The following is a 20,526-nucleotide window of genomic DNA, read 5'->3' as shown; positions in this document are numbered from 1 at the left end:
GAATTAAAAAAAGACAAGCATATATGCTTGTCTCTTTTATCTATCCATTATACACAGCTGTATAAATTTGTTTTGTCTCTGATTTTCCATTTTTAGTTATTGTTCTATAAGTTTTTGCCCCTTCTAAGCCATTATAAGTAAACTTTGTAGTTTTTATACTTACGCCAACTCTATCTTTAGAACATCCATAAATTTGAGCTCCAGCAACTCCTCCACCTGCATATGCAGATATATATACTGGGTGGTCAAAGTTATTTGTAAATTTAAAATCACTGTCGCCGTCATTTACCATAGCATCTCTTCCTACAGGAACATATGCTGCTTTTTTACTGTGGTTTCTAACTTGTGTTATATCAAGTCCTGATAGTAAAACTGCATTAAATAAAGTTGTAGAACCTTGACATACACCTCCACCTGGTGCGTCTTGGTAATCTCCAGCAACTATAACTGATGCATATTTAAATCCATTACTTACAATTCTAGGACCTGTTGCATCGTTGTAAGAGAAAGTTTCTCCTGGCATTACTACACTTCCATCACATCTATCTAATGCTAAGGCTATATTATAATTTCTTCCATATTGAGATTGATTAAAAGTAGTTGAATAAGATCCAAGTACTGTGTCAATACTTTTCACATCTTCTGTTTTAACTCTTGGTTGTGTAACATCTACTTTTAAAGCTATTGTCTCATAATTTTTATCTTTATAAGCCTTTTCAATCGCTTTTTTATTAGTTTCATCATCGCATTTAAGACCCGTTTGTGATTCTTTCACTGTAATTCCACCTGATACTGAAATTGTAGCATCTACATATTTTTTATTTATTTGTTTAGATACTTGTCCTATTTCTTTATCTAATTTATCCTCATCATAAGATACTTTTATGCCTAAATCATGTCCCCCAAATTTTGTACGCATATAAGTCATTACATTTGATAAGTATGATTTTTCTCTTGTTAAATTATAGGCTTCATCTACTACTTGTTTTGTATTATACGATAAATCCACATCTTTTGCATTTATAGTATATTCTTCATTATTATAAGATAACTTAAGATTTTTTATAGGATATTTAGCATTTACAATATCTAGTGCTTCTTGTTTTGTCAGGTTAGATACCTCAATATCCTCTATATAAATATTTTTAGCTATTCTTCCATTATATAAATGTTTTGATGTCAAATGATTTATACCAAATACAAAGGCAATAATTATCACAGAAATAATTGCAATAATCATATTTCTTTTCTTTTTTGAAATACCCTTTCTCTTTACAGTAGTGTCTTCACTCATTCTTTCACCCCATTCCTATGTACTCTTTAGATTATATTTTAATTAGGAAATTAAAACAATAAAATCTTACAAATGTAACTATATTGTTACTAAAATATTAGCTTAAATTCCAAAATTTTATAAAAAAAACAAAATAAAACCTATTTTTATAACAATAGGTTTTTATTTTTTCCATATTTCTTAATTCTTCTTTTCTTTTTTTATTCCTTTAAATTTCCCTGAACTTCCTATAAATATAAAACCAAATTTATTGTAAATTTCATTTAATTGCATTAATGTAACTTCACCTTTTTGTAAATTTAAAAAAGTTATATCTTCTAATTTTCTTTCGTATCTCACAGTCATTTTAATCACTCCTAAAATTAAAATTTTATTACATCATATTAATTTATATTAAAAAATATTCCTATCTCTTTATCCAAACATATGTTCTGCAAGTTAATTATATACCAAACATAAGTTCTGTTTCAATATTTTTTTGGTTTTTAATGTAAAATTAGTCATTATAAAATTTATCCTCTTTATAGACTTTTTATAATTTAAAGACTACAATTTATATATACCTGCCAGAAAAGTTTGTCTAATCTGAAAGGAGTTAGGAGGAGTTAATATGAAAAGAGTTGCAGTTATAAGCGCAATACTAGAAGATCCAGATACCTGCCAACAACAATTTAATCAAATCGTATCTAAATATAAAAATATAATTAGAGGTAGAATGGGTATACCTTGTGAAGTTGAAAACATATCTGTTATAAGTATTGTAGTTGTAGGGGAATTAGATTCAATTAATAGTCTAACTGGTAAACTTGGTAAAATACCTTCTGTTCTTGTTAAAACAAGCATTTCAAAAAAAGAAGTTGAATAATTTAAACTAAAAAAATCTTCATTTGAAGATTTTTTTATAACACATATTTTATAACACATAGGAAATTATATTCCTTTTAAATTATAGATAATTATAATTTCCGTACATGTGTTTCAAAGAAATCTATCTTGTAAAATGTCTTTAGAATAAAGATTTCTTTATAATTTATAAAAGAGATATCTATGCCTCTTTTATTTATTTCTGATGTTTTTATTTTCATTAATTATCATAATTTTACATGTATTTCAAATATTTAACATTTTTATTGTGCTTTTCACTTAAAATATAGTATGATATAAAAAAGGGATATAGTATAGGGGGGCAACAAGATGAGAAATTCTAATGCAAATAATACAATACTCTTTAGTGAGAAGAAAAAAGAGTTTGAAAACAGTAAAGATAATCATAATTTCCACGATCATAAAGCACTAAAAGATAAAAATGCTGAAATTATTTCATTATCATCTTATAAGCGATTAAAATTCAAAAAAAACCATTTTAAAAAAGAAGGCCATGTAGATACTAATAAAAATAAACTAAAAAATAAAATCTTTTTAGTAGTTATTATAGCTTTATTTTTATTAATATTTATCACTACATTTCTAAAACAAAATTCACAAAGTGAAGTTCCTTCTAATACATTTGTAGCACAAAGTTCTGAAATAAATAAGTCCGATAGTTCAGCTTACAAAGCAACTGTAAAAAAAGTCTTAGGTAAATATACTAATACAAGCTATAATGTATATGTTTCTGAACTACATCAAAATGGAAACTTAGTATATGCTCAAGGATATTTTAGCGTGCCTAATGAAGGCAATGTAAATTATGACTTAATTTTGCAAGATAATTCGCCTACATCTTTAATAATTAATGGAAATGAATACATAAAATAAATACTCTTTATTAAAAATATTCTCAATAAAGAAAAATTTCAAAATATATGTATAACAATTGTAATCAATCATAAAAGAAATATTAGTTTTTATAAGCAAAAAAGAGAAATGAAGAATTTTCATTTCTCTTTTTTATTTTTACTAAATTAAGTTAATAGTTATTTATCTCTTTACATTGTCTTTTACTGCTTTTCCTACATTTTTGCCTGTTTGTATAGTTTCTTTAGCAACTGAACCTACTCCACCTATTACATCTTTTCCTATAGTCCCTACTCCATTTATCAATTCTTTGCCTATAGAACCTACTCCATTTATTAGTTCTTTACCTACATCTGATACAGGTTTTGTAATTTTATTCATAATATACACTCAACTCCTGTGATTAAAAAATCTAAAGTATTTTTTATATATTATGATTTGAGGTTTGATTTAGTTACTAAATATGTGACAAATTATAACATTTTAATGGCTTCGTCTAAATCAATTATATTTTTTTCATATAGTCCATATCCCATAAAAGCAGCTTTGGCCACTTTTATATCTATAAATTTAGACATTTCTTCATATTCTTTAGAAGATTTTATTTCTATTAATGTATTTTTTAATACTTGATTTTCATCGCTTTGATTTCCAAAGATATATACTATTTCTATTTTATCTGAAAAACCAATTTTTAATTCTTTATATGGATATAAAAGACCCAACATAGTTTTTGCTTTGTATATTTCTATTAAATCTTGTTTTAATAGGTTTAAATTATCGTCGTTTTCAAAGAAATTAGCCATATTATATATATCATTTATAATTTCTTTAGATGATTTTAAATTTTTATCTCCATAATACATTTTAAATAAAGCTAAATCTAAGTTATCGGTATTTTCATTTTCTACCGGCCATTTAATCCCTATCATATCGAATAAATAATTATTTAGACAACCTCTATACTCTATATCCCCTATAAAATAATCACTTTCTTTTCCGATTAATCCATAATTATTTTCTTTAGCTACAATATGTTTATATTCTCTCTCGCCTCCATCAGGCATTTCTATCTTCATCCATAAATCCATTTGTTGTTTTATTTTTGGTATATATTCTATTAATTTATTTGCCTTAGATAAATTATTAATTCCTGATATACATTCTACTACTACACTTTGACTATTTTCTGCTTTTATGTAATTTTTATCAAAATAACCGTTATATATATTTTCTCCTACTTCTTTTACTTTTAAAAGACTGCCTCCTCTATAATAGATATTTATACAATCTTTTCTAATTTCCATTGCTAAAGTAGTATCTGATTTTACATATTTTAAGATATTTCTTAAAATACCACTTTGTAAATCATAAATAAAATTATCTGATATTATCCTTTGCATAAAATCACCCCTTCGTATATTGCATTAGAAAAAGTATCACAATAGTTTATTAAGTATAAGTTAACCATTGTATAAAATAATTATTACAAAGACAAAATACATGCATGGCATATACTATACATATATTTTATCACAATTTATTAATTTTATATCACTACAGTTAAAAATCTTTACTTTAATCTCTACTAAAAATAGTCGTATATATAAAAAAAGTGCACCTTAAAGTGCACTTTTTTATATATATTAATGGTTAGATTATCCTAATATTTGTATTGTTATATTTCTAGATCCCCAACTGTAACATTGAGATAAAGTTGGCATGTATATATCTATTATATTTCCTTTTATTCCGCCACCGCAGTCTTCTGCTACGAATACTTTGTTTAATTCTTTTATATATACTTTTGATCTATATGGTATTACACTTGGATCAACTGCTATAACACCGTATCTTACTGGTGTTCCTAATGCTGTCATAGTACCACCTGTATAAGCTACTGCTCTAACATTTAATGTTCTCTTAACAGTGTATCCATTTACAGTACTTGAACTTCCTGATGAAGTTGAGCCTGATGTTGTTCCAGTTGATACATATGATTTACTAACCCATCCGTATCCACCGTTGTAGCTTATTTTATACCATCCATTGCTTTCTGCATATATAGAAACTTTTTTACCTTGATATACTGATCCTATTTTGCTATATGATGTTGAAGCCCCACTTCTAACGTTTAATGAACTAGTTGTTACTGTTCCTGTTTTTATAACAGTTTGTGTAGTTCCTGTTGAAGTTGATCCTGATGTAGTTCCTCCTGTTGAAGAAGAAGTAGTTGATACATATTTTCCACTAACCCATCCATGGTCTCCATTATAGCTTATTTTATGCCATCCATCTTGAGTATCTTTTATTTGAACTGTTTTACCTTTACTTACTGTTCCTAAAACTTTATGTGATGTAGAAGCTCCACTTCTAACATATAGTGAACTAGCTGTTATTGTTCCTGTTTTAGTTGTTTGCGTAGTTCCTGTTGAAGTTGATGACCCAGCTGAAGTAGATGAGATGTATTTTCCACTAACCCATCCATCATTTCCATTGTAGCTTATTTTATGCCATCCATTTTGTGTATCTTTTATTTCAACTGTATTACCTTTACTTACTGTTCCTAAAATATTATGTGATGTTGAAGCACCGCTTCTAACATATAGTGAATTAGCTGTTACAGTTCCGCAACTTGCTGCACTTACTGGAGTTGTTACTCCTAATGTAGTCATTACTGCTCCTATAATCGCTGTAGTTTTAACAAATTTCTTTAACATAAATTATTTTCCCCCTAAATTGTTTTTTATTAAGAAAATCTTTATTATAAATACTTTTTATTATAAATAATTTTTGATTTTGATTTCCTTAAAACTTGTTCCTTAAAACTTGTTTAAGTAATTTCTATTTTCTTAAATTACTTCAGCTTTTGTCCTGCTGATATATATATCATATTACATTTTCGTAACTTTTAAAACCCTTTTTTTGAAAAAAGTTACATCGTTGTTACTTTTTTGAATTAAGGCTTTTCTAATTATTTTCCTCTAAAACCCAGTAATTTCAACGTAATGACTATTTTTAGATTTTGTAATTTTTTTGTAATCTTTTTTGTAAATTTTTTTTTATTTTTTTCATTGTTTTTACTTTTTAGGGGGAAATTACTGCAAAAACCCGGAAGTTTTTTACTTAAATTCCTTCTATTAAAACTGTCATCATTCCACCACAGACCATACCCTCTTCTTCTGCAGCTTCACCAGTCATATCTATAGTTTCTATTTTTAAATTTTTACTGCCAGCCATATAAGCTGCATCTGTTATAATTTTCGCTTCAGCACATCCTCCACCTATTGTTCCAATTATTTTTCCGCTATCATATACAATCATCTTGCTTCCTGATTTTCTAGGTGTAGATCCTTTTGTAGATATAACAGTTACAAGACTTATTTTGTCATTTTTATTTTGGGCTAAAATTTCTAATACATCTTTATTTAACTCACAAGAGTTATTTACTTTAATTTTTTCATTTTTTGCAGCTAATTTACCTATTCTTTTTACACTTATTAATTCTGCAAGTATTGATATTGCTATTTCTTCTGGGGTTACAGCTCCTATATTAAGCCCAATTGGTGAATATATATTTTCTATTTTTTCTTTTAGATATCCCTCTTCTATTAGCTCTTCTTTCATGATTTTGACCCTTCTCTTTGAGCCAATCATTCCTATATAATTTAATTCATCTAGAGATAGTATTTTTTCTAAACAGAATTTGTCGTGCTTATGACCTCGTGTTACTATTACGACATAATCCTCTTTATGTATGTCCAATATTTTAAATGCATTTTCAAATGTATTGCATATCACATTGATATCATCACCAAATTTTTCTTTATTTGCAAAATACGGTCTATCGTCTACTACAGTTACATTAAACCCTACTTTTAATGCAAAATGACATAAATGGTATCCAACATGACCTGCACCAAATACAATAAGCCTATGCTCTCTTTTAAATACTTCTGCTAATACACTCTCATTTTCATTAATTTTTATATTGGCAATTAAATTCTTTTTAATAGCTTTATCTACATATTCTAAATTTTCTTTATCTAATTCATCTAATTTATATAGTTTTTTTTCTATCTCTTTTGTTTCTAAATTATATTTTGTTATAAGTGCTACTTCTTCACCTTTATCTAAATCTTCTAGTAGTGTTTGATATATTTGTCCGCTCATTTTATCACCTTTTTACAGTACTTTTATATTTTTTGTAGAGCACATATTTAATAATGCTTCTAAAGTTCCTCCTGCTATACATCTTGCTTTATCCGATATTTTATAACAATTTTGTAGTTCTTCTTTTCTTGGATCGATATCTGCAATTTTAAGACCTTTTTTAACATATGTATTGTCGTATATTATCCCTCTTAAAATTCCACTTAAAGATGCATATACATTTTCGCCACCAACTGTCGCTATAATTTGATTTTTTTCTACATAATCCGAAATTTTACTTATATTATTTATATTTCCTTCTCCTGGCGAATGTATTACTCGTTCTTTTGAATATCCTTTTATATCACCTGGAACTCCTGTATTTTTTGCTGCAAATCCGTCATATATAATTCTTCCTAAATTGTGTCCTCTCTTTGTTTCAATAACTGCATGCACATCTTTTCCCGCCTCAAATCCAGGACCTAAAGCAATAGTAATAGGAGCCATATCTATATTTGTCCCTATATTTTTTTTAGCTATTATGGCGTCTATCAATGCTACTGGCTTTATCTGACTTAACATTTCACATTTTTCATCTATTATTAAAGGGATATCTCCGTCTTCTAAAATCTGATATATTTCCTCTATATTTGATGCTAATCTACATTTTACTCCTTCAACTACCATCTCATTTTCAAATACGGCATTACAAAACGACACAGTTCTTCTTATTGCTGTCGGATGTTTACACTCAAGTACTACCACTTTTATATTGCATCTATGTAATTTATGAATAACTCCTGTCGCTAAATCTCCGCCACCACGGACTACTACTATATTATCCATAATCATTTCCTTTCTTATATTACTATTTATATTTTTATGAATTTATATTTTATAACTTGTAAAAATAACATCTATTTTAAATTCAAGACATAATTGTGCTATTTTTTTACATTTATCTAGATATTCCAATTTATCAACTTTATTTATAATTACTTTATACTTACAATTTACATTCTTTTTAAGTCCATTTTTATTTTTTATTATTTCTACTAAATCAAATATATTTATATTTTCTTTTATATTTTTGTGAAGTAATTTTGACACTAATTCAGGCCTGTGACAGATTTCTTCAATTTTTTTATCTAAACTGTCAAATCCAATAAGTCCAATTACTAAATCTGTTTCTTGTATTATTACAGGTTCATTGTCTTTCGGCGCTTTTAGAGGTAGTCGTTTTGAGCCATCACCTTCTATTAATAAAAAATCCGAAATATCTATACATCTTTTTAATGTATCTTCATCTAAGCTCTTTACTTTATAGTCGCTTTCTTTTTTACCTATTTTAATTAAATTGTTTTTTTGCAAAATTTTTTTAAGGTTTTCTATATTAAAATCTTCATCAATTAATAAAAAATCTTTATCTAATTTCATATGTGTAGTTGTTGTTATGATTGTTTTTTTATTTAAATTTGATAATTCATTTCCAAGCTCAAATATTGTGCTTGTTTTTCCACCTGCTCCAACTACAGTTATAACTTTATCTTTATTTAAATCTATATCTAGTGCATTTATTAAACTTTTTTCTTTTACTATATTGTTGTTTTTATAAGAATAAACTTGCATAAAAATCACCTTTTTATTTATTTTCTAATTGACTTTTATAGTCTATATCAATAAGTTCTCTTTTTTCTAAAACATCAAATATAAATAAATCATCTATATTTTTTAAAATTATTTTTTTTCCGCCCTTATCTCCATCTAACTTTAATAATTTATCTTTATATTTATCTGTAAAAATAGTTGGATTTAATAAAATACCGTCATTACTTACACAACCTAAATTCTTTTTACTTCTTATAAATTCATTTATAAATTTATTTATTGTTTCTTTTTTAATATATGGTTGATCACATACAATAAACATGTACGCATTATTAAATGAATTTGAAATTCCCAGTTTTATAGACTGAGAAATTCCAAATTCACTATTGTTGTTTTTTATTACTTTTATATCTTTATTTTTTAAATTATTTATTATTTCATCGTATTTTGTGACAAAAATTATTTCATCTATATTGTAATTGACTTTTTTTAAATCTATAAGTTTATCTAATGTATGTAAATACATTGGTTTTTTATTTATTTTATGTAGCAACTTATTTCCATTAAATCTTTTACTATTTCCAGATGCTAAAACGATTATGCTAAGCTTCAAGGTTATTTTTTAATATTCCCATCGCAATTTTCTCACTAGTCATAGGAAGCTCATTAATCCAAACTCCACTAGCGTTATATATTGCATGACATAATGCTGGAGATGGAGTATTTATAACTAATTCACCTATTGATTTTGCACCAAATGGACCACTTGGCTCATAACTTGATTCATATTCTACTCTTATTTTACCCATATCAAGTCTTGTAGGTATTTTATACTGCATAAATGAATCGTTTAATATTCTTCCTCGTTTGTCATATTGAACATCTTCGTATAGAGCCATACCTATACCTTGTACTAAACCACCTTCTGTTTGTACTGTTGCAAGAGCTGGATTTATTACTGTTCCACAGTCTACACATGCCGCATAATCTATTATTTCAACATGTCCTGTTTCTTTATCTAATTCTATCTCAACAGCACCTGCCATATATGGTGGTGGTGATACTGGAGTTTTCTCCTTAGCTGTTGCTGTTAATGTGTGGTTGCTATAACACATTACATTGTTTGCTATATCTTTTAAAGTTATGCTTTTTTCTTCTTTTACAGAGTATACTTTTTCTCCATCAAAATCTGCATCTTCTATATCTATTTCTAACATCTCAGCTCCTGCAGCTATTATTTTCTCTCTAAGCATTTGACAAGTCTTTATAGTTGCATTTCCTGTTAAATATGTTGTACTTGATGCATAAGAACCAGAATCATATGGAGATATGTCAGTATCGACACCATAAACTACTATATTGTCGACATGAGTATCTAGACAATCGGCTGCCATTTGAGCAAGTATTGTGTCACATCCTGTACCCATATCAGTTGCACCTATCATCATTGAATAGAATCCATCGTCGTTTACTTTTATAGTTACACTAGCAACATCGACATGACTTATTGCTGAACCTTGCATAGCTACAGCAAGACCAACAGATCTTACTTTTCCGTTTCCTAAATCTTTACATGGGTATTTTTCATCCCAATTTATCATTTCTTTTACTTTATCTAAACATTTTTCAAGTGTACATGAGTTGGCAGTTTCTCCATGATAAGCTGGCATATAGTCGCCTTCGTGTATAAGGTTCTTTTTCTTAAACTCAATAGGGTCCATATTCATTTTCAATGCTAATTTATTCATAGTCGTCTCTAATGCATAGACACCTTGTGTCGCACCGTATCCTCTATATGCTCCTGCTGGAATAGTATTTGAGTAAACACCGTCAAATGAGAATTTAAATGCATTTACATGACTTGTATATAGAGGTAATGATTTTTGACCAGTTAAACCTATAGTTGTAGGTGTATGGTCTCCAAAAGCACCTGCATTTGATAAAGTATAAAGTGAGGCTGCTTTTAAGTTTCCATTTTCATCGGCACCTAGTTTTACAGTTATTTGCATTTGATGTCTTGGGCTCGATGCTATTTGACTTTCTTTACGGCTATATACTATTTTAGCTGGTTTACCAGTTTTCCACGTAACTAATGCTGGGAATATCTCATTTACTACACTTTGTTTTGCCCCAAATCCCCCACCTATTCTAGGTTTTATTACTCTTATATTTGACTTTGATGTTTCAAGTGCAGTTGCTAATATTCTTCTAACATGAAACGGTACTTGTGTCGCTGCAACACAAACAAGCCTACCATATGGATCTTTATATGTATATGCTCTAAAAGTCTCCATCATCGTCTGTTGGTTTGCCTTTGTTAAATATGTCTCTTCTATTACATATTTACATTTTTCAAACTCAGCTTCTACATCGCCTTCTTCCATAACATCATGGCATATTAAGTTTCTTTTTACATCTGGTGAAATCGGAACTTTTACTTCCCAATCTTCTTCTGGATGTACTACAACTTCATTATCTAACGCTTTTCTAAAATCAAGTACTGGCTCTAAAACTTCATACTCTACTTTTATCATTTTTAAAGCTCTATCTACACATTTTTCATTTTCACCAGCTACTATTGCAACAGCATCCCCTACGTATCTAACTCTCTCATCTAATATTTTTCTATCATATGGACTAAGTTCTGGATAAGTTTGACCTGCAGTTGTAAACCTTGAATTTGGAGCATCTTCCCATGTTAATATACATTCAATCCCTGGAACTTTAAGCGCCACATCTTTTTTTACATTTTTAACTAATGCATGAGCATGAGGTGAACGAAGTACCTTTACTATAAGTGCATCTTTTGGTGCTATATCATCAGTATATACAGGTTTTCCTGTAACAAGTGACATTGCATCTTTTTTCATAACACGATTATTTACAAACTTCATGGTTTACTGTCTCCTTATTTCTATCTAAATATTTTTTTATAGCTCTTAATTGACCTTGATATCCTGTGCATCTACATAGATTTCCTGCTAAATACTCTTTTATTTCTCTTTCTGTTGGATTTTCTAACTCATCTTCCATAGCAAGAACATTCATTATAAATCCTGGAGAGCAATATCCACATTGTTCAGCTCCTTCTTTAGCTAAAAATGTCCCAAAATCTATAGCTCTATCTTGAACTCCTTCAAGAGTTACTACATGTTTATTATTTATTTGAGCTGCAAGTGTTGAACATGAAAGAACTGGCTTTTTATCTACCCAAACTGTACATAGACCACAGTTTGCAGTTTCACATCCTCTTTTAACAGAATAACAGCCCTTACTTCTAACATATTCAAGTAATAATATATCCGGTTCTATTTCATCTTTTATCATTTTTCCATTTAACCAAAACTTAATTTCCATATCTACATACCTCCAATTTCATTTATACATCTTCTAACTAACACTTTGCATAAATGACTTCTAAACTCTTTACTAGCTCTCATATTACTTCCAAACTCTAATTTAGACTCTACATAATCTGCAAATTTTTCTATTTCTTCTTTTGTAGGCTCATCACTTAGAATATTTTCTTCATCTAATATTAAAGCTGCCTTTTGTGGTCTAGCGCCAACCGCCACTTCAAATTTATCTTCTATTTTTGATACTGCACAAGTAAGTACAGGGAAGTCTGTAGATATATTCCTATGAGACATATAACTTATTTTTCTATTGTCTTTTTTTATTATAATTTTTTCTAATATATCACTATCATAAGGCATATTCACAAATTCTTTCATTGGAATTATTCCACCTTTATAAAGTTTTACATAGCTGTCTAAAGCTAATAAACATGTAAGAGGATCTGAGAATCCAAATCTTGAAAATATACTGCCACCTACAGTTGCACAATTTCTAAATTGGACTCCAACTATACTTTTTACACAATCTTTTATTGCATTATTAAAATAATTATTTAATCCCTCATGGACTTCTAAATCTCTAAGCCTTACCATTGCTCCTATTTCAAAACACTCATCATTTTCTTCTATTTTATCTAAATTTAAATTAGATAAATCTATAGCTGTTTGAATAGTTTTTTTACCCATCTTCATCCATAAAAGTCCGCCTAATACATTCGCCTTTTTACTTTTATTTAATTTATAAGCTTCTTCTAAGCTATCTACAACAACATATTTTTTAATTGTAAACATTAAATCCTCCTACTTTCTAAATGTATTTACATAAAAAAAGACAAACCCATAAGTCTGTCTATTTTGATAAAAAGAGATACGTTAAATTTCAAACGTTCTCTTTCCCCTTATATTTAAATACTACATTTTAACTTCATATCTAAATTTAACTTATTTTACCATAGCATTATACTTACTTCTATCTTATTTTATATATTTAGTAATTTTTATTTTGTATTTATGCTCCAACTTTTTGTGCGTCTTTTTGTTCATTATTTTTAGGCAAAATTAAATTTAAAACAGTAGCCACAACAAAAGTCATTATTATCCCATTTTCTGCAAATATATTAGATACCCAAGCTGGACATTGTGATAAAACTTCTGGAACATTTCCAATCCCAACACCTATTCCTATAGCCAAAGCTACTATAAGACTATTTCTTGCATCTAAATTTTCTCGAGATAAAGATTGTATCCCACTTACAAGTATCATAGAGAACATTATAACCGCTGCTCCACCTAATACTGATTGAGGCATAACTGAAAATAATGCACTTAATTTAGGACATAATCCGCATAAAATTAAAAATAGCGCACCTGTCATTATTACGAATCTATTTACGATTTTAGTAACAGTTACAAGACCTACATTTTGGCTAAAAGATGTATTTGGTAATATTCCAAATACAGCGGCAACTAAACTACCTACTCCGTCTGCCATAACACCACCAGATAATTCTCTATCAGTAGCTTCTCTATCAAGTCCACCATTTGTTATTCCTGATATATCTCCAACAGTTTCTACTGTAGTAGCTATAAACATAATACCCATAGCTATTATAGCTTCCATATTAAATTCAAATGGAACTACCATTGGATGTGGTAAAGAAAACCAAGCACTTTCTCTTACTTGAGTAAAATCTACCATATTCAAGCATATAGCTAATATGTATCCAACTATTATACCTATTAATATAGATGAATCATTTAAAAATCCTTTAAATTGTTTTAGTATTAATATTACTATTATAACTGTTGTTCCTACTAAAAGATGGTTTAATGAACCGAAGTCTTTGGCTCCTGCTCCTCCACCAAAATACTTAATTCCAACTGGTAATAAAGATAATCCTATAGATATTATAACTAGACTTGTAACGATTGGTGGGAATAGCTTTTTAAGTGGTTTTATAAAAAAACCTAAAACTAATTCTATTATACCTCCAACTAATGTAGCACCTATTATAGAACCATAACCATACTGTGCTCCAATTGCTTGAGCTGTACCGATAAATCCTGAACTTGTACCCATTACTATAGGAAGTTTTGCCCCGATTGGTCCTATAGGGTATAACTGAACTAATGTAATTACTCCTGCTACAAACATAGAGTTTTGAATAAGCATTGATCTTAAGCTAGAATCTATATTTAATAAACCACACACTATTATAAGTGGCGAAATATTTCCTAAAAACATTGCAAGAACATGCTGTATACCTAGAGGTACTGCTCTTTTAAGCTCTACTCTTCCATCTAATTCGTAAATTGACCCTTTTTTTTTCATAATACGCTCCTTATTAAATATTTACTAAATACTTCGAAATAACTTCTACTAAAATATACCACATACACAAACGTATTTCTATATTTTTTTTATATTTTTCGTATTTTTTTACACTAAATTGCATTTTTACGCTATATTTTACAAATCCAATTCGTGTTTTTATTTAATTTTGCTCTTATTTTAATTATTTTTCAATTAAATTTCCACTTAATAGTTTGGATATTAATTAAATTTAAGGTATAAAAATATTGATAAAATCTTCAAAAAGTATTATGATGAATTTTATATACAGTAATATCTAAATAAAATGAAGGGGGTAGTTTATGAGTAAAAAAAGAACACTGCAAAATAACTTAAGTTATGCTCTTAGATATATGTTTGATAATTATGGTATGAATATTTTCCTAGATTCTCAAAAATTTTTAATTACTCTAGATAATTTAATACCTACATTACAAGAAGAGTTATCTTTAGTTAAGTTTGCAATTGAAAAAAATGCAATCTCTACAATATTAAACGCTCACAATCAAAGAGATGTAGATAGAAACTTTGCTTATTTACGTGCAAAGACTATTCTTACAAAAAATGGAGTCGCAGAAAAAGGTGCAATATACATACTAGATTGTTTTTTATACGCGCTTGACTGGGTAGATGACTTCCCTGATTATGAAGATTTATCAGATGAAGACTTTAAAATTTCTGAAGTTATTAGCGAAGAAGAAAAAAATAAAGCATTTGACAAAAAGCTTAGTTCACAAGCTCACAACAAAAATAAACCAATTATATCATTAAACAAACAAATGCTTACTGAAACTAATGAAAATAAAACTTCACAAGTCGAACCTACTCATTTTGAAGAAAAAAATTTATCTTCTACTGAAAAAGAGCCTGTAGAAAGTACTCTAGACCAAGATGATACTCAAAAATTAGATATCCATAGAAATAATCCAGAATCAGAATCTAATTCAAAATATTACTTAAATCATAATTTTGAAGATAAAGACCAATATGATGACTACGATGATGAATATGAATTTGGTCCTAATTTCAAAAAAATATCATTAATAATTGCATCTATACTTGTTTTAGGTTGTATAGGATTCTTTATGTTCAAAAATTTAACTACAGAAGCCCAAGCAGTTGTATCCGGTGTTTCTATAACTACAGAATACCAGATAGAAGACGGTGTTTACGTATTACCTATAAATAAAGAAACTGATTTAAATGTTATAATACAAAGCAGTAATTCAAAAGAGTTAGATTTATCTAAATTAAGCTTTAAAATAGATGACGAATCTATTTGTACACTTAAAAATGATGATAAAAAATGTACTATCACAGGTTTAAAAGAAGGTAAAACTAAATTAGTAGTAATTTATAATAATGAAATTGTAGATTCTATAGATTTATCTTTCAAAGAATTTGTAGATGATAAAAATACAGTTAACTCTAATACTGAAGAACAAGATTCTAAAACTGAAAGTAATACGAAAAAAGAAAACAGTACTACAATAAATAAAAATAACAATAGTACTACAGGTGGCAACAGCAATAATAATAATAGTAGTAATAATGGAAATGGTAATAACAACAGTAATAATAATACTAACAACAACAATAATAATAGTAATAACAACAATAATAGTAACAATAATAACAACAACAATAATAATAAACCAAATCCAACACCTACTCCTGAGCCTACGCCAACACCTGACCCAAATCCAACTCCTACTCCGGATCCTACACCGACTCCAGATCCGACTCCGACTCCAAATCCGGATACACAGTCAAGTAGTGAGTTGTAAAACAAAAATTCTCTAGATAATATCTAGAGAATTTTTTAATTTCTTATTATGTTATAAAAATAATTGTTATGTGAAATAATAACTCTATAATAAAAAGTAAAGGAGTTTATTATGCCTAACGAAGATACAATTAACTTACTAAAAGAATGTGACGCAGGTTGTAAGATGGGTATTGATTCTATCGAGCAAATCCTAGATAAAGTAGAAAATAAAAAGCTATACGATATTATAGTAAAATACTTAAATGATCACCAAAAACTTCAAAATAAAATAACTGATAAATTAAATGAATTTGGATGTGCAGAGGAACAACCTAGCACTATGGCTAAAGCTATGAGCCATATGAAAATAAATTTTAAACTTATAAAAGGTGAACACGATAAAGAAATCGCTGATTTAATGACAGAGGGATGTAATATGGGTATAAAATCTATAAATAAATATATGAATCAATATCCAGCTGCATTAGAATCTATAAAAGGACTATGCTATGATTTAGCAGAACTTGAAGAAAATTTTGCAAAAGATATAAGACATTATTTATAAATTTTCATTTAAACACCCTAAAAAGTAGATTTATTTTAAACATATTTAAGGAAATCATATTTATCCACAATATTACAATAAAAAATGCCAAATATTATATGTTATATGGCATTTTTTATTGTCAAAAATTATAGCTCTGAAATTTCCATAAGCCTTATATATATTTTCTTTATTCTCAAGTTTATATATTCAATATATCCCCTTTTCATAATCCAGTCATTTACATCCATCTCATCAAATAAATCTTCATATTTCTCTCTTAAATACTCTATATTATCACTATGCATATTTAACATATATTCATATAAAAACTCATATGCATTTTTGTATGTAAATACATCAGTTTCTGAATTATTGACAGTAACTATCAATAACTGTCTTTTTTCATCTATATCAAACTCTGTTTTGTTCATCTCAAAACTCCCCATTTGACTTATTAATTTATCTACCTCTTCTAATAAATCTCTAGATTCTTTCAATAATTCAATCTCTCTCATAAAATCCCCCTAAAATTTTTATATAATTAAAGGCACAATATAAATTATATATTGTGCCTTATGTGTGCAAAATTAAATTTTAATTTTATATAATTTTAATTTTTCCACTCTGTATTACTTGTAAATTATAAATTTTAATTTGTTAAAAAATATATGTGGTTTAAATGTTATATTTTAATTTGTGAATTGTTATATTCATTTATACCTCAAGTATACTAAAGATAGTATTTTAATTTGCACACATATTTATTAAAAGAATAAAAATTCTATTAATCTATATCTATTAAAATCTCATTATTAGCTTTATTTAATGCAATTTCAAGCTCTAAGATTTCTTCATTTCTATCTTCTAAATACTTTTTCAACTCTTTTTTATTAAAATTCGGTTCTTTAACTCTATAATAAACAGAAGTTGCCGCTGCATCTACTTTTCTTTCTTTTGATGATTTAACACCATCTAAAATATTTTCAAAATTATTGACTTGCTCTCTTAGATATTTAATTCTATTTAATGTGCCTTGAAGGCTTAGCTTACCGTTTTTTGTTTCTATATAATTTTCATTATTTGCCTTAGATATATTAGTTTTTATTGTAGAAATCTCTTGACCTAATTCTATTATAAGCTCAAATTCTCTATTAAAGTCGACAACCTCATTACAATCATATCTAGTTCCATCTGATTCTAATATATACTCTTGTACTATATTTTCAAGTTTCATCATAGTATACATTTTATCTCTGTATATTCTCTCTAATTCAGATACTCTTAACATTGCTTGACTTATTGTACTTCTTTCCATAATATATTCCTCCACAAGTTTTAAATTATTTTTTCTTAAAAACGTATGTAATTCCTATTATAAATAAAATTGTAAGTAAATAAGATAATATATAATTATAGCTACTAGTTGCCTGTGATAATAATATTAAAATAATTGCAACTAATTCTAAAGATGAAAATAATATATTCTTAGCTATTTCAACAAATAGCCCGAAAAATATCCATACTATCTTCATATCCCCACTTACATTATTAAAGCCATTTTTATAATCTAAAATAGTGCCTGTAATAATATTTCTAAAATAATTTCCAAATACAACTACTCCATTTTTAATTCCTTCAACTAATCCTAGATCATTTTTTAATTCAAATCCTACATTTTGTTTATAACTTGTTATATATTGATTTGAAATATTCTCTAATCTAGTTAATGAAGTATATCTATTTAACCTACTAGAATTAAAGATTTTACTTTGACCTGTATAGTTAACAGTAAGTGGCATAAATAGAGAACAAATTAATAAAATCAATATCAAAAATATAATTGGTTTCTTTTTCAAATTAAATTTCCCCCTATTATTTTACATGTTTATAATTATATCATAAGTTATTAATTTTTAGTTGTTTATATGATTTTTTTATAAAATTATGATACCTGTTTTAAGCTTTGTAAAAACAAAATGGACTAATTTTATTAAGATTAGCCCATTTTTTATTATTTATATATTTCTATATTATGAAATAAAACTTTTTCATTTCCTTTATTCATATATATGTGATTTAATCCCCCGCCAAATTTTAAACTGTCTCCTTTATTTAATTCATATACCTCTTGCTCTACTTGGATAGTCAATGTCCCTCCTGATACGAGAATCATTTCTTCTAAGACGTTTTTATGTATAGCTGATACATGACTACAATCTGGATATAATTCTACTAAAAATACATCTATCCCATTTTTCGAATCAAATGGAAATATAGGATATATTATCATTTTACCATTTTCCTCTTTAATTGGATGTATTTCGTCTTTTTTTACTAAAACTAGTTGATTTCTATTATCGTCCAATAAAGATATAAAATTAACTTTTAATCCAGATGAAATCTTCCATAATGTCGATATAGTTGGACTTGATTCTCCTCTTTCAATTTGCCCTAGCATAGCTTTACTAACGCCTGTCAATTTTGATGCTTCATCTAAACTCAACCCTAAACCATTTCTCAATCGTCTAAGATTTTGTCCCACTTTTGGAAGTTGTGACATAATAAATTATCTCCTTGCTTTTTATTTATAACTACTTAATTATAATAAGTATTCCCCCTTTTATATACTATCATGTATATTTCTATCATTATACTATACTTTTACCCGGATATGTATATTAATCGAGTATATTTTTGAATTTTCTAAATATATATTTGTATGTATATTTATATATAGTTTTTCTCGCTAATTAATTCTCACTCGTTTGACATTGATAAAAATCTTATATACCATTTTATTAATAAATATAAAATATATAAAGTCTAGGAGGATAATAGAAATATGAATAAAATAAAAGTAGCATTGATACAAATGCATGTCGAAGAAGATAAAGATAAGAATTTACAGACAGCTAGAAAATTTGTAAATAAGGCTGCTAATGATGGTTGTGATTTAGCAATTCTTCCAGAGATGTTTACTACTCCTTATAAAACAAGTAACTTCCCATTATATGCAGAATTTGAAGGTGAAAAATCATTTATAGAACTTTCTAATATGTCGAGAGAAAATAATATATATTTAGTAGGTGGCTCTATCCCTGAAAAAGATTTAAATAATCTAGTTTATAATACTTCATATGCATTTGATAGAAGTGGAGAAAAAATAGGAAAACATAGAAAAGTTCATTTATTCGATATAGATGTAAAAGGAGGACAAGCATTTAAAGAATCTGATACATTGACACCTGGCGATAATATTACTGTATTTAATACTGAGTTTGGAAAAATAGGACTTTGTATTTGTTTTGATTTTAGATTTCCCGAACTTGGAAGATTAATGGCACAAGATGGTGCAAAAATTATAATTGTTCCCGCTGCCTTTAATATGACTACAGGTCCTGCCCATTGGGATTTAATGTTTAGATCACGAGCTGTAGACAATCAGGTTTATACAATAGGTTGTGCACCTAGCAGAGATGTTGATAGTTGTTATATATCATATGGCAACTCTTTAGTTGTATCTCCTTGGGGCGATATTTTATATAAAATGAATGAAAAAGAAGGATATAAAATAATCAAATTAGACTTAGATTATGTAGACAAAATTAGAAAAGAACTCCCACTTCTGTCTGCTAGAAGAGTTGATTTATACAAATAAAAAAATTCGCTTCGCTCATGGCGCCAACGAATCGGAGATTCCGTTGCTTTAGT

At 27.6% G+C, this 20,526-nt stretch carries 22 protein-coding genes; 5 read left to right on the top strand and 17 right to left on the bottom strand.

The window, feature by feature from the left end:
• Window positions 1-40 precede the first annotated feature (40 nt).
• The gene (locus RDX53_RS08075; RefSeq protein ID WP_295573843.1) at window positions 41-1,294 is read right to left on the bottom strand and encodes a VanW family protein; all 1,254 of its coding nucleotides are present in this window, start codon (window positions 1,292-1,294) and stop codon (window positions 41-43) included.
• Window positions 1,295-1,474: 180 nt separating this feature from the next.
• A complete protein-coding gene (locus RDX53_RS08070) occupies window positions 1,475-1,639 on the bottom strand; it encodes a hypothetical protein (RefSeq protein WP_195930619.1) in 165 nt (54 codons plus the stop codon).
• 265 nt (window positions 1,640-1,904) lie between these two features.
• Here RDX53_RS08070 and RDX53_RS08065 point away from each other — a divergent pair, with 265 nt between their 5' ends.
• Complete coding sequence (locus tag RDX53_RS08065; protein WP_195930621.1) at window positions 1,905-2,159, top strand: TM1266 family iron-only hydrogenase system putative regulator; 255 nt, start codon at window positions 1,905-1,907, stop codon at window positions 2,157-2,159.
• A gap of 329 nt (window positions 2,160-2,488) precedes the next feature.
• Window positions 2,489-3,052 (top strand): hypothetical protein, encoded by a 564-nt coding sequence (locus RDX53_RS08060; RefSeq protein ID WP_307993949.1) that lies wholly within the window; start codon window positions 2,489-2,491, stop codon window positions 3,050-3,052.
• Between the two features lie 162 nt (window positions 3,053-3,214).
• Here RDX53_RS08060 and RDX53_RS08055 read toward each other — a convergent pair whose 3' ends face one another.
• The 11 genes from RDX53_RS08055 to RDX53_RS08005 all read right to left on the bottom strand — a co-directional run bounded on the left by RDX53_RS08055 (window position 3,215) and on the right by RDX53_RS08005 (window position 14,479).
• Window positions 3,215-3,412, bottom strand: coding sequence for a hypothetical protein (locus RDX53_RS08055; protein WP_195930628.1), 198 nt, complete (start codon window positions 3,410-3,412; stop codon window positions 3,215-3,217).
• 92 nt (window positions 3,413-3,504) lie between these two features.
• Window positions 3,505-4,434 (bottom strand): hypothetical protein, encoded by a 930-nt coding sequence (locus RDX53_RS08050; protein ID WP_307993948.1) that lies wholly within the window; start codon window positions 4,432-4,434, stop codon window positions 3,505-3,507.
• 255 nt (window positions 4,435-4,689) lie between these two features.
• Window positions 4,690-5,751: an SH3 domain-containing protein gene (locus RDX53_RS08045; protein WP_195930632.1), complete on the bottom strand. Its 1,062-nt coding sequence runs from the start codon at window positions 5,749-5,751 to the stop codon at window positions 4,690-4,692.
• Between the two features lie 406 nt (window positions 5,752-6,157).
• Window positions 6,158-7,204, bottom strand: a complete 1,047-nt coding sequence (locus RDX53_RS08040; protein WP_307993947.1) for an XdhC family protein — start codon at window positions 7,202-7,204, stop codon at window positions 6,158-6,160.
• A 12-nt stretch (window positions 7,205-7,216) separates the two neighbouring features.
• Window positions 7,217-8,029, bottom strand: coding sequence for a selenium-dependent molybdenum cofactor biosynthesis protein YqeB (yqeB, locus tag RDX53_RS08035; protein ID WP_307993946.1), 813 nt, complete (start codon window positions 8,027-8,029; stop codon window positions 7,217-7,219).
• Window positions 8,030-8,071: 42 nt separating this feature from the next.
• Window positions 8,072-8,812, bottom strand: a complete 741-nt coding sequence (gene yqeC / locus RDX53_RS08030; RefSeq protein WP_195930638.1) for a selenium cofactor biosynthesis protein YqeC — start codon at window positions 8,810-8,812, stop codon at window positions 8,072-8,074.
• A 13-nt stretch (window positions 8,813-8,825) separates the two neighbouring features.
• The gene (locus RDX53_RS08025; RefSeq protein WP_195930640.1) at window positions 8,826-9,404 is read right to left on the bottom strand and encodes a nucleotidyltransferase family protein; all 579 of its coding nucleotides are present in this window, start codon (window positions 9,402-9,404) and stop codon (window positions 8,826-8,828) included.
• On the bottom strand, window positions 9,394-11,685 hold the full coding sequence (locus tag RDX53_RS08020) for a xanthine dehydrogenase family protein molybdopterin-binding subunit (protein ID WP_195930641.1): 2,292 nt from the start codon (window positions 11,683-11,685) through the stop codon (window positions 9,394-9,396). The genes RDX53_RS08025 and RDX53_RS08020 overlap by 11 nt, the downstream gene beginning before the upstream one ends.
• The gene (locus RDX53_RS08015; RefSeq protein ID WP_195930643.1) at window positions 11,669-12,148 is read right to left on the bottom strand and encodes a (2Fe-2S)-binding protein; all 480 of its coding nucleotides are present in this window, start codon (window positions 12,146-12,148) and stop codon (window positions 11,669-11,671) included. The genes RDX53_RS08020 and RDX53_RS08015 overlap by 17 nt, the downstream gene beginning before the upstream one ends.
• 2 nt (window positions 12,149-12,150) lie before the next feature.
• On the bottom strand, window positions 12,151-12,939 hold the full coding sequence (locus RDX53_RS08010; RefSeq protein ID WP_195930645.1) for a xanthine dehydrogenase family protein subunit M: 789 nt from the start codon (window positions 12,937-12,939) through the stop codon (window positions 12,151-12,153).
• 217 nt (window positions 12,940-13,156) lie between these two features.
• A complete protein-coding gene (locus RDX53_RS08005) occupies window positions 13,157-14,479 on the bottom strand; it encodes a nucleobase:cation symporter-2 family protein (RefSeq protein ID WP_307993944.1) in 1,323 nt (440 codons plus the stop codon).
• A 323-nt stretch (window positions 14,480-14,802) separates the two neighbouring features.
• Here RDX53_RS08005 and RDX53_RS08000 point away from each other — a divergent pair, with 323 nt between their 5' ends.
• Window positions 14,803-16,287, top strand: a complete 1,485-nt coding sequence (locus RDX53_RS08000) for a hypothetical protein (RefSeq protein ID WP_307993943.1) — start codon at window positions 14,803-14,805, stop codon at window positions 16,285-16,287.
• Window positions 16,288-16,398: 111 nt separating this feature from the next.
• Entirely contained in the window at window positions 16,399-16,833 is a 435-nt protein-coding gene (locus tag RDX53_RS07995; protein WP_195930651.1) for a DUF2383 domain-containing protein, read from the top strand.
• A 128-nt stretch (window positions 16,834-16,961) separates the two neighbouring features.
• Here the strand turns inward: RDX53_RS07995 and RDX53_RS07990 are convergent, their stop codons facing one another.
• The 4 genes from RDX53_RS07990 to RDX53_RS07975 all read right to left on the bottom strand — a co-directional run bounded on the left by RDX53_RS07990 (window position 16,962) and on the right by RDX53_RS07975 (window position 19,375).
• A complete protein-coding gene (locus RDX53_RS07990) occupies window positions 16,962-17,330 on the bottom strand; it encodes a hypothetical protein (protein WP_307993942.1) in 369 nt (122 codons plus the stop codon).
• A gap of 269 nt (window positions 17,331-17,599) precedes the next feature.
• Window positions 17,600-18,130, bottom strand: coding sequence for a hypothetical protein (locus RDX53_RS07985; RefSeq protein ID WP_195931728.1), 531 nt, complete (start codon window positions 18,128-18,130; stop codon window positions 17,600-17,602).
• Window positions 18,131-18,155: 25 nt separating this feature from the next.
• Window positions 18,156-18,671, bottom strand: coding sequence for a hypothetical protein (locus RDX53_RS07980; RefSeq protein ID WP_195931729.1), 516 nt, complete (start codon window positions 18,669-18,671; stop codon window positions 18,156-18,158).
• A 155-nt stretch (window positions 18,672-18,826) separates the two neighbouring features.
• Complete coding sequence (locus RDX53_RS07975) at window positions 18,827-19,375, bottom strand: helix-turn-helix domain-containing protein (RefSeq protein WP_207743895.1); 549 nt, start codon at window positions 19,373-19,375, stop codon at window positions 18,827-18,829.
• A gap of 282 nt (window positions 19,376-19,657) precedes the next feature.
• Here RDX53_RS07975 and RDX53_RS07970 point away from each other — a divergent pair, with 282 nt between their 5' ends.
• Entirely contained in the window at window positions 19,658-20,473 is an 816-nt protein-coding gene (locus tag RDX53_RS07970) for a carbon-nitrogen hydrolase family protein (RefSeq protein ID WP_195931730.1), read from the top strand.
• Window positions 20,474-20,526: the final 53 nt, after the last annotated feature.

Source organism: uncultured Intestinibacter sp. (assembly GCF_902468165.1).
In the GTDB taxonomy this organism is placed as follows: Bacteria; Bacillota; Clostridia; order Peptostreptococcales; family Peptostreptococcaceae; genus Intestinibacter.
Note: the sequence above shows the minus strand (reverse complement) of the source record. Positions and strands in the feature narration are given on the sequence as shown.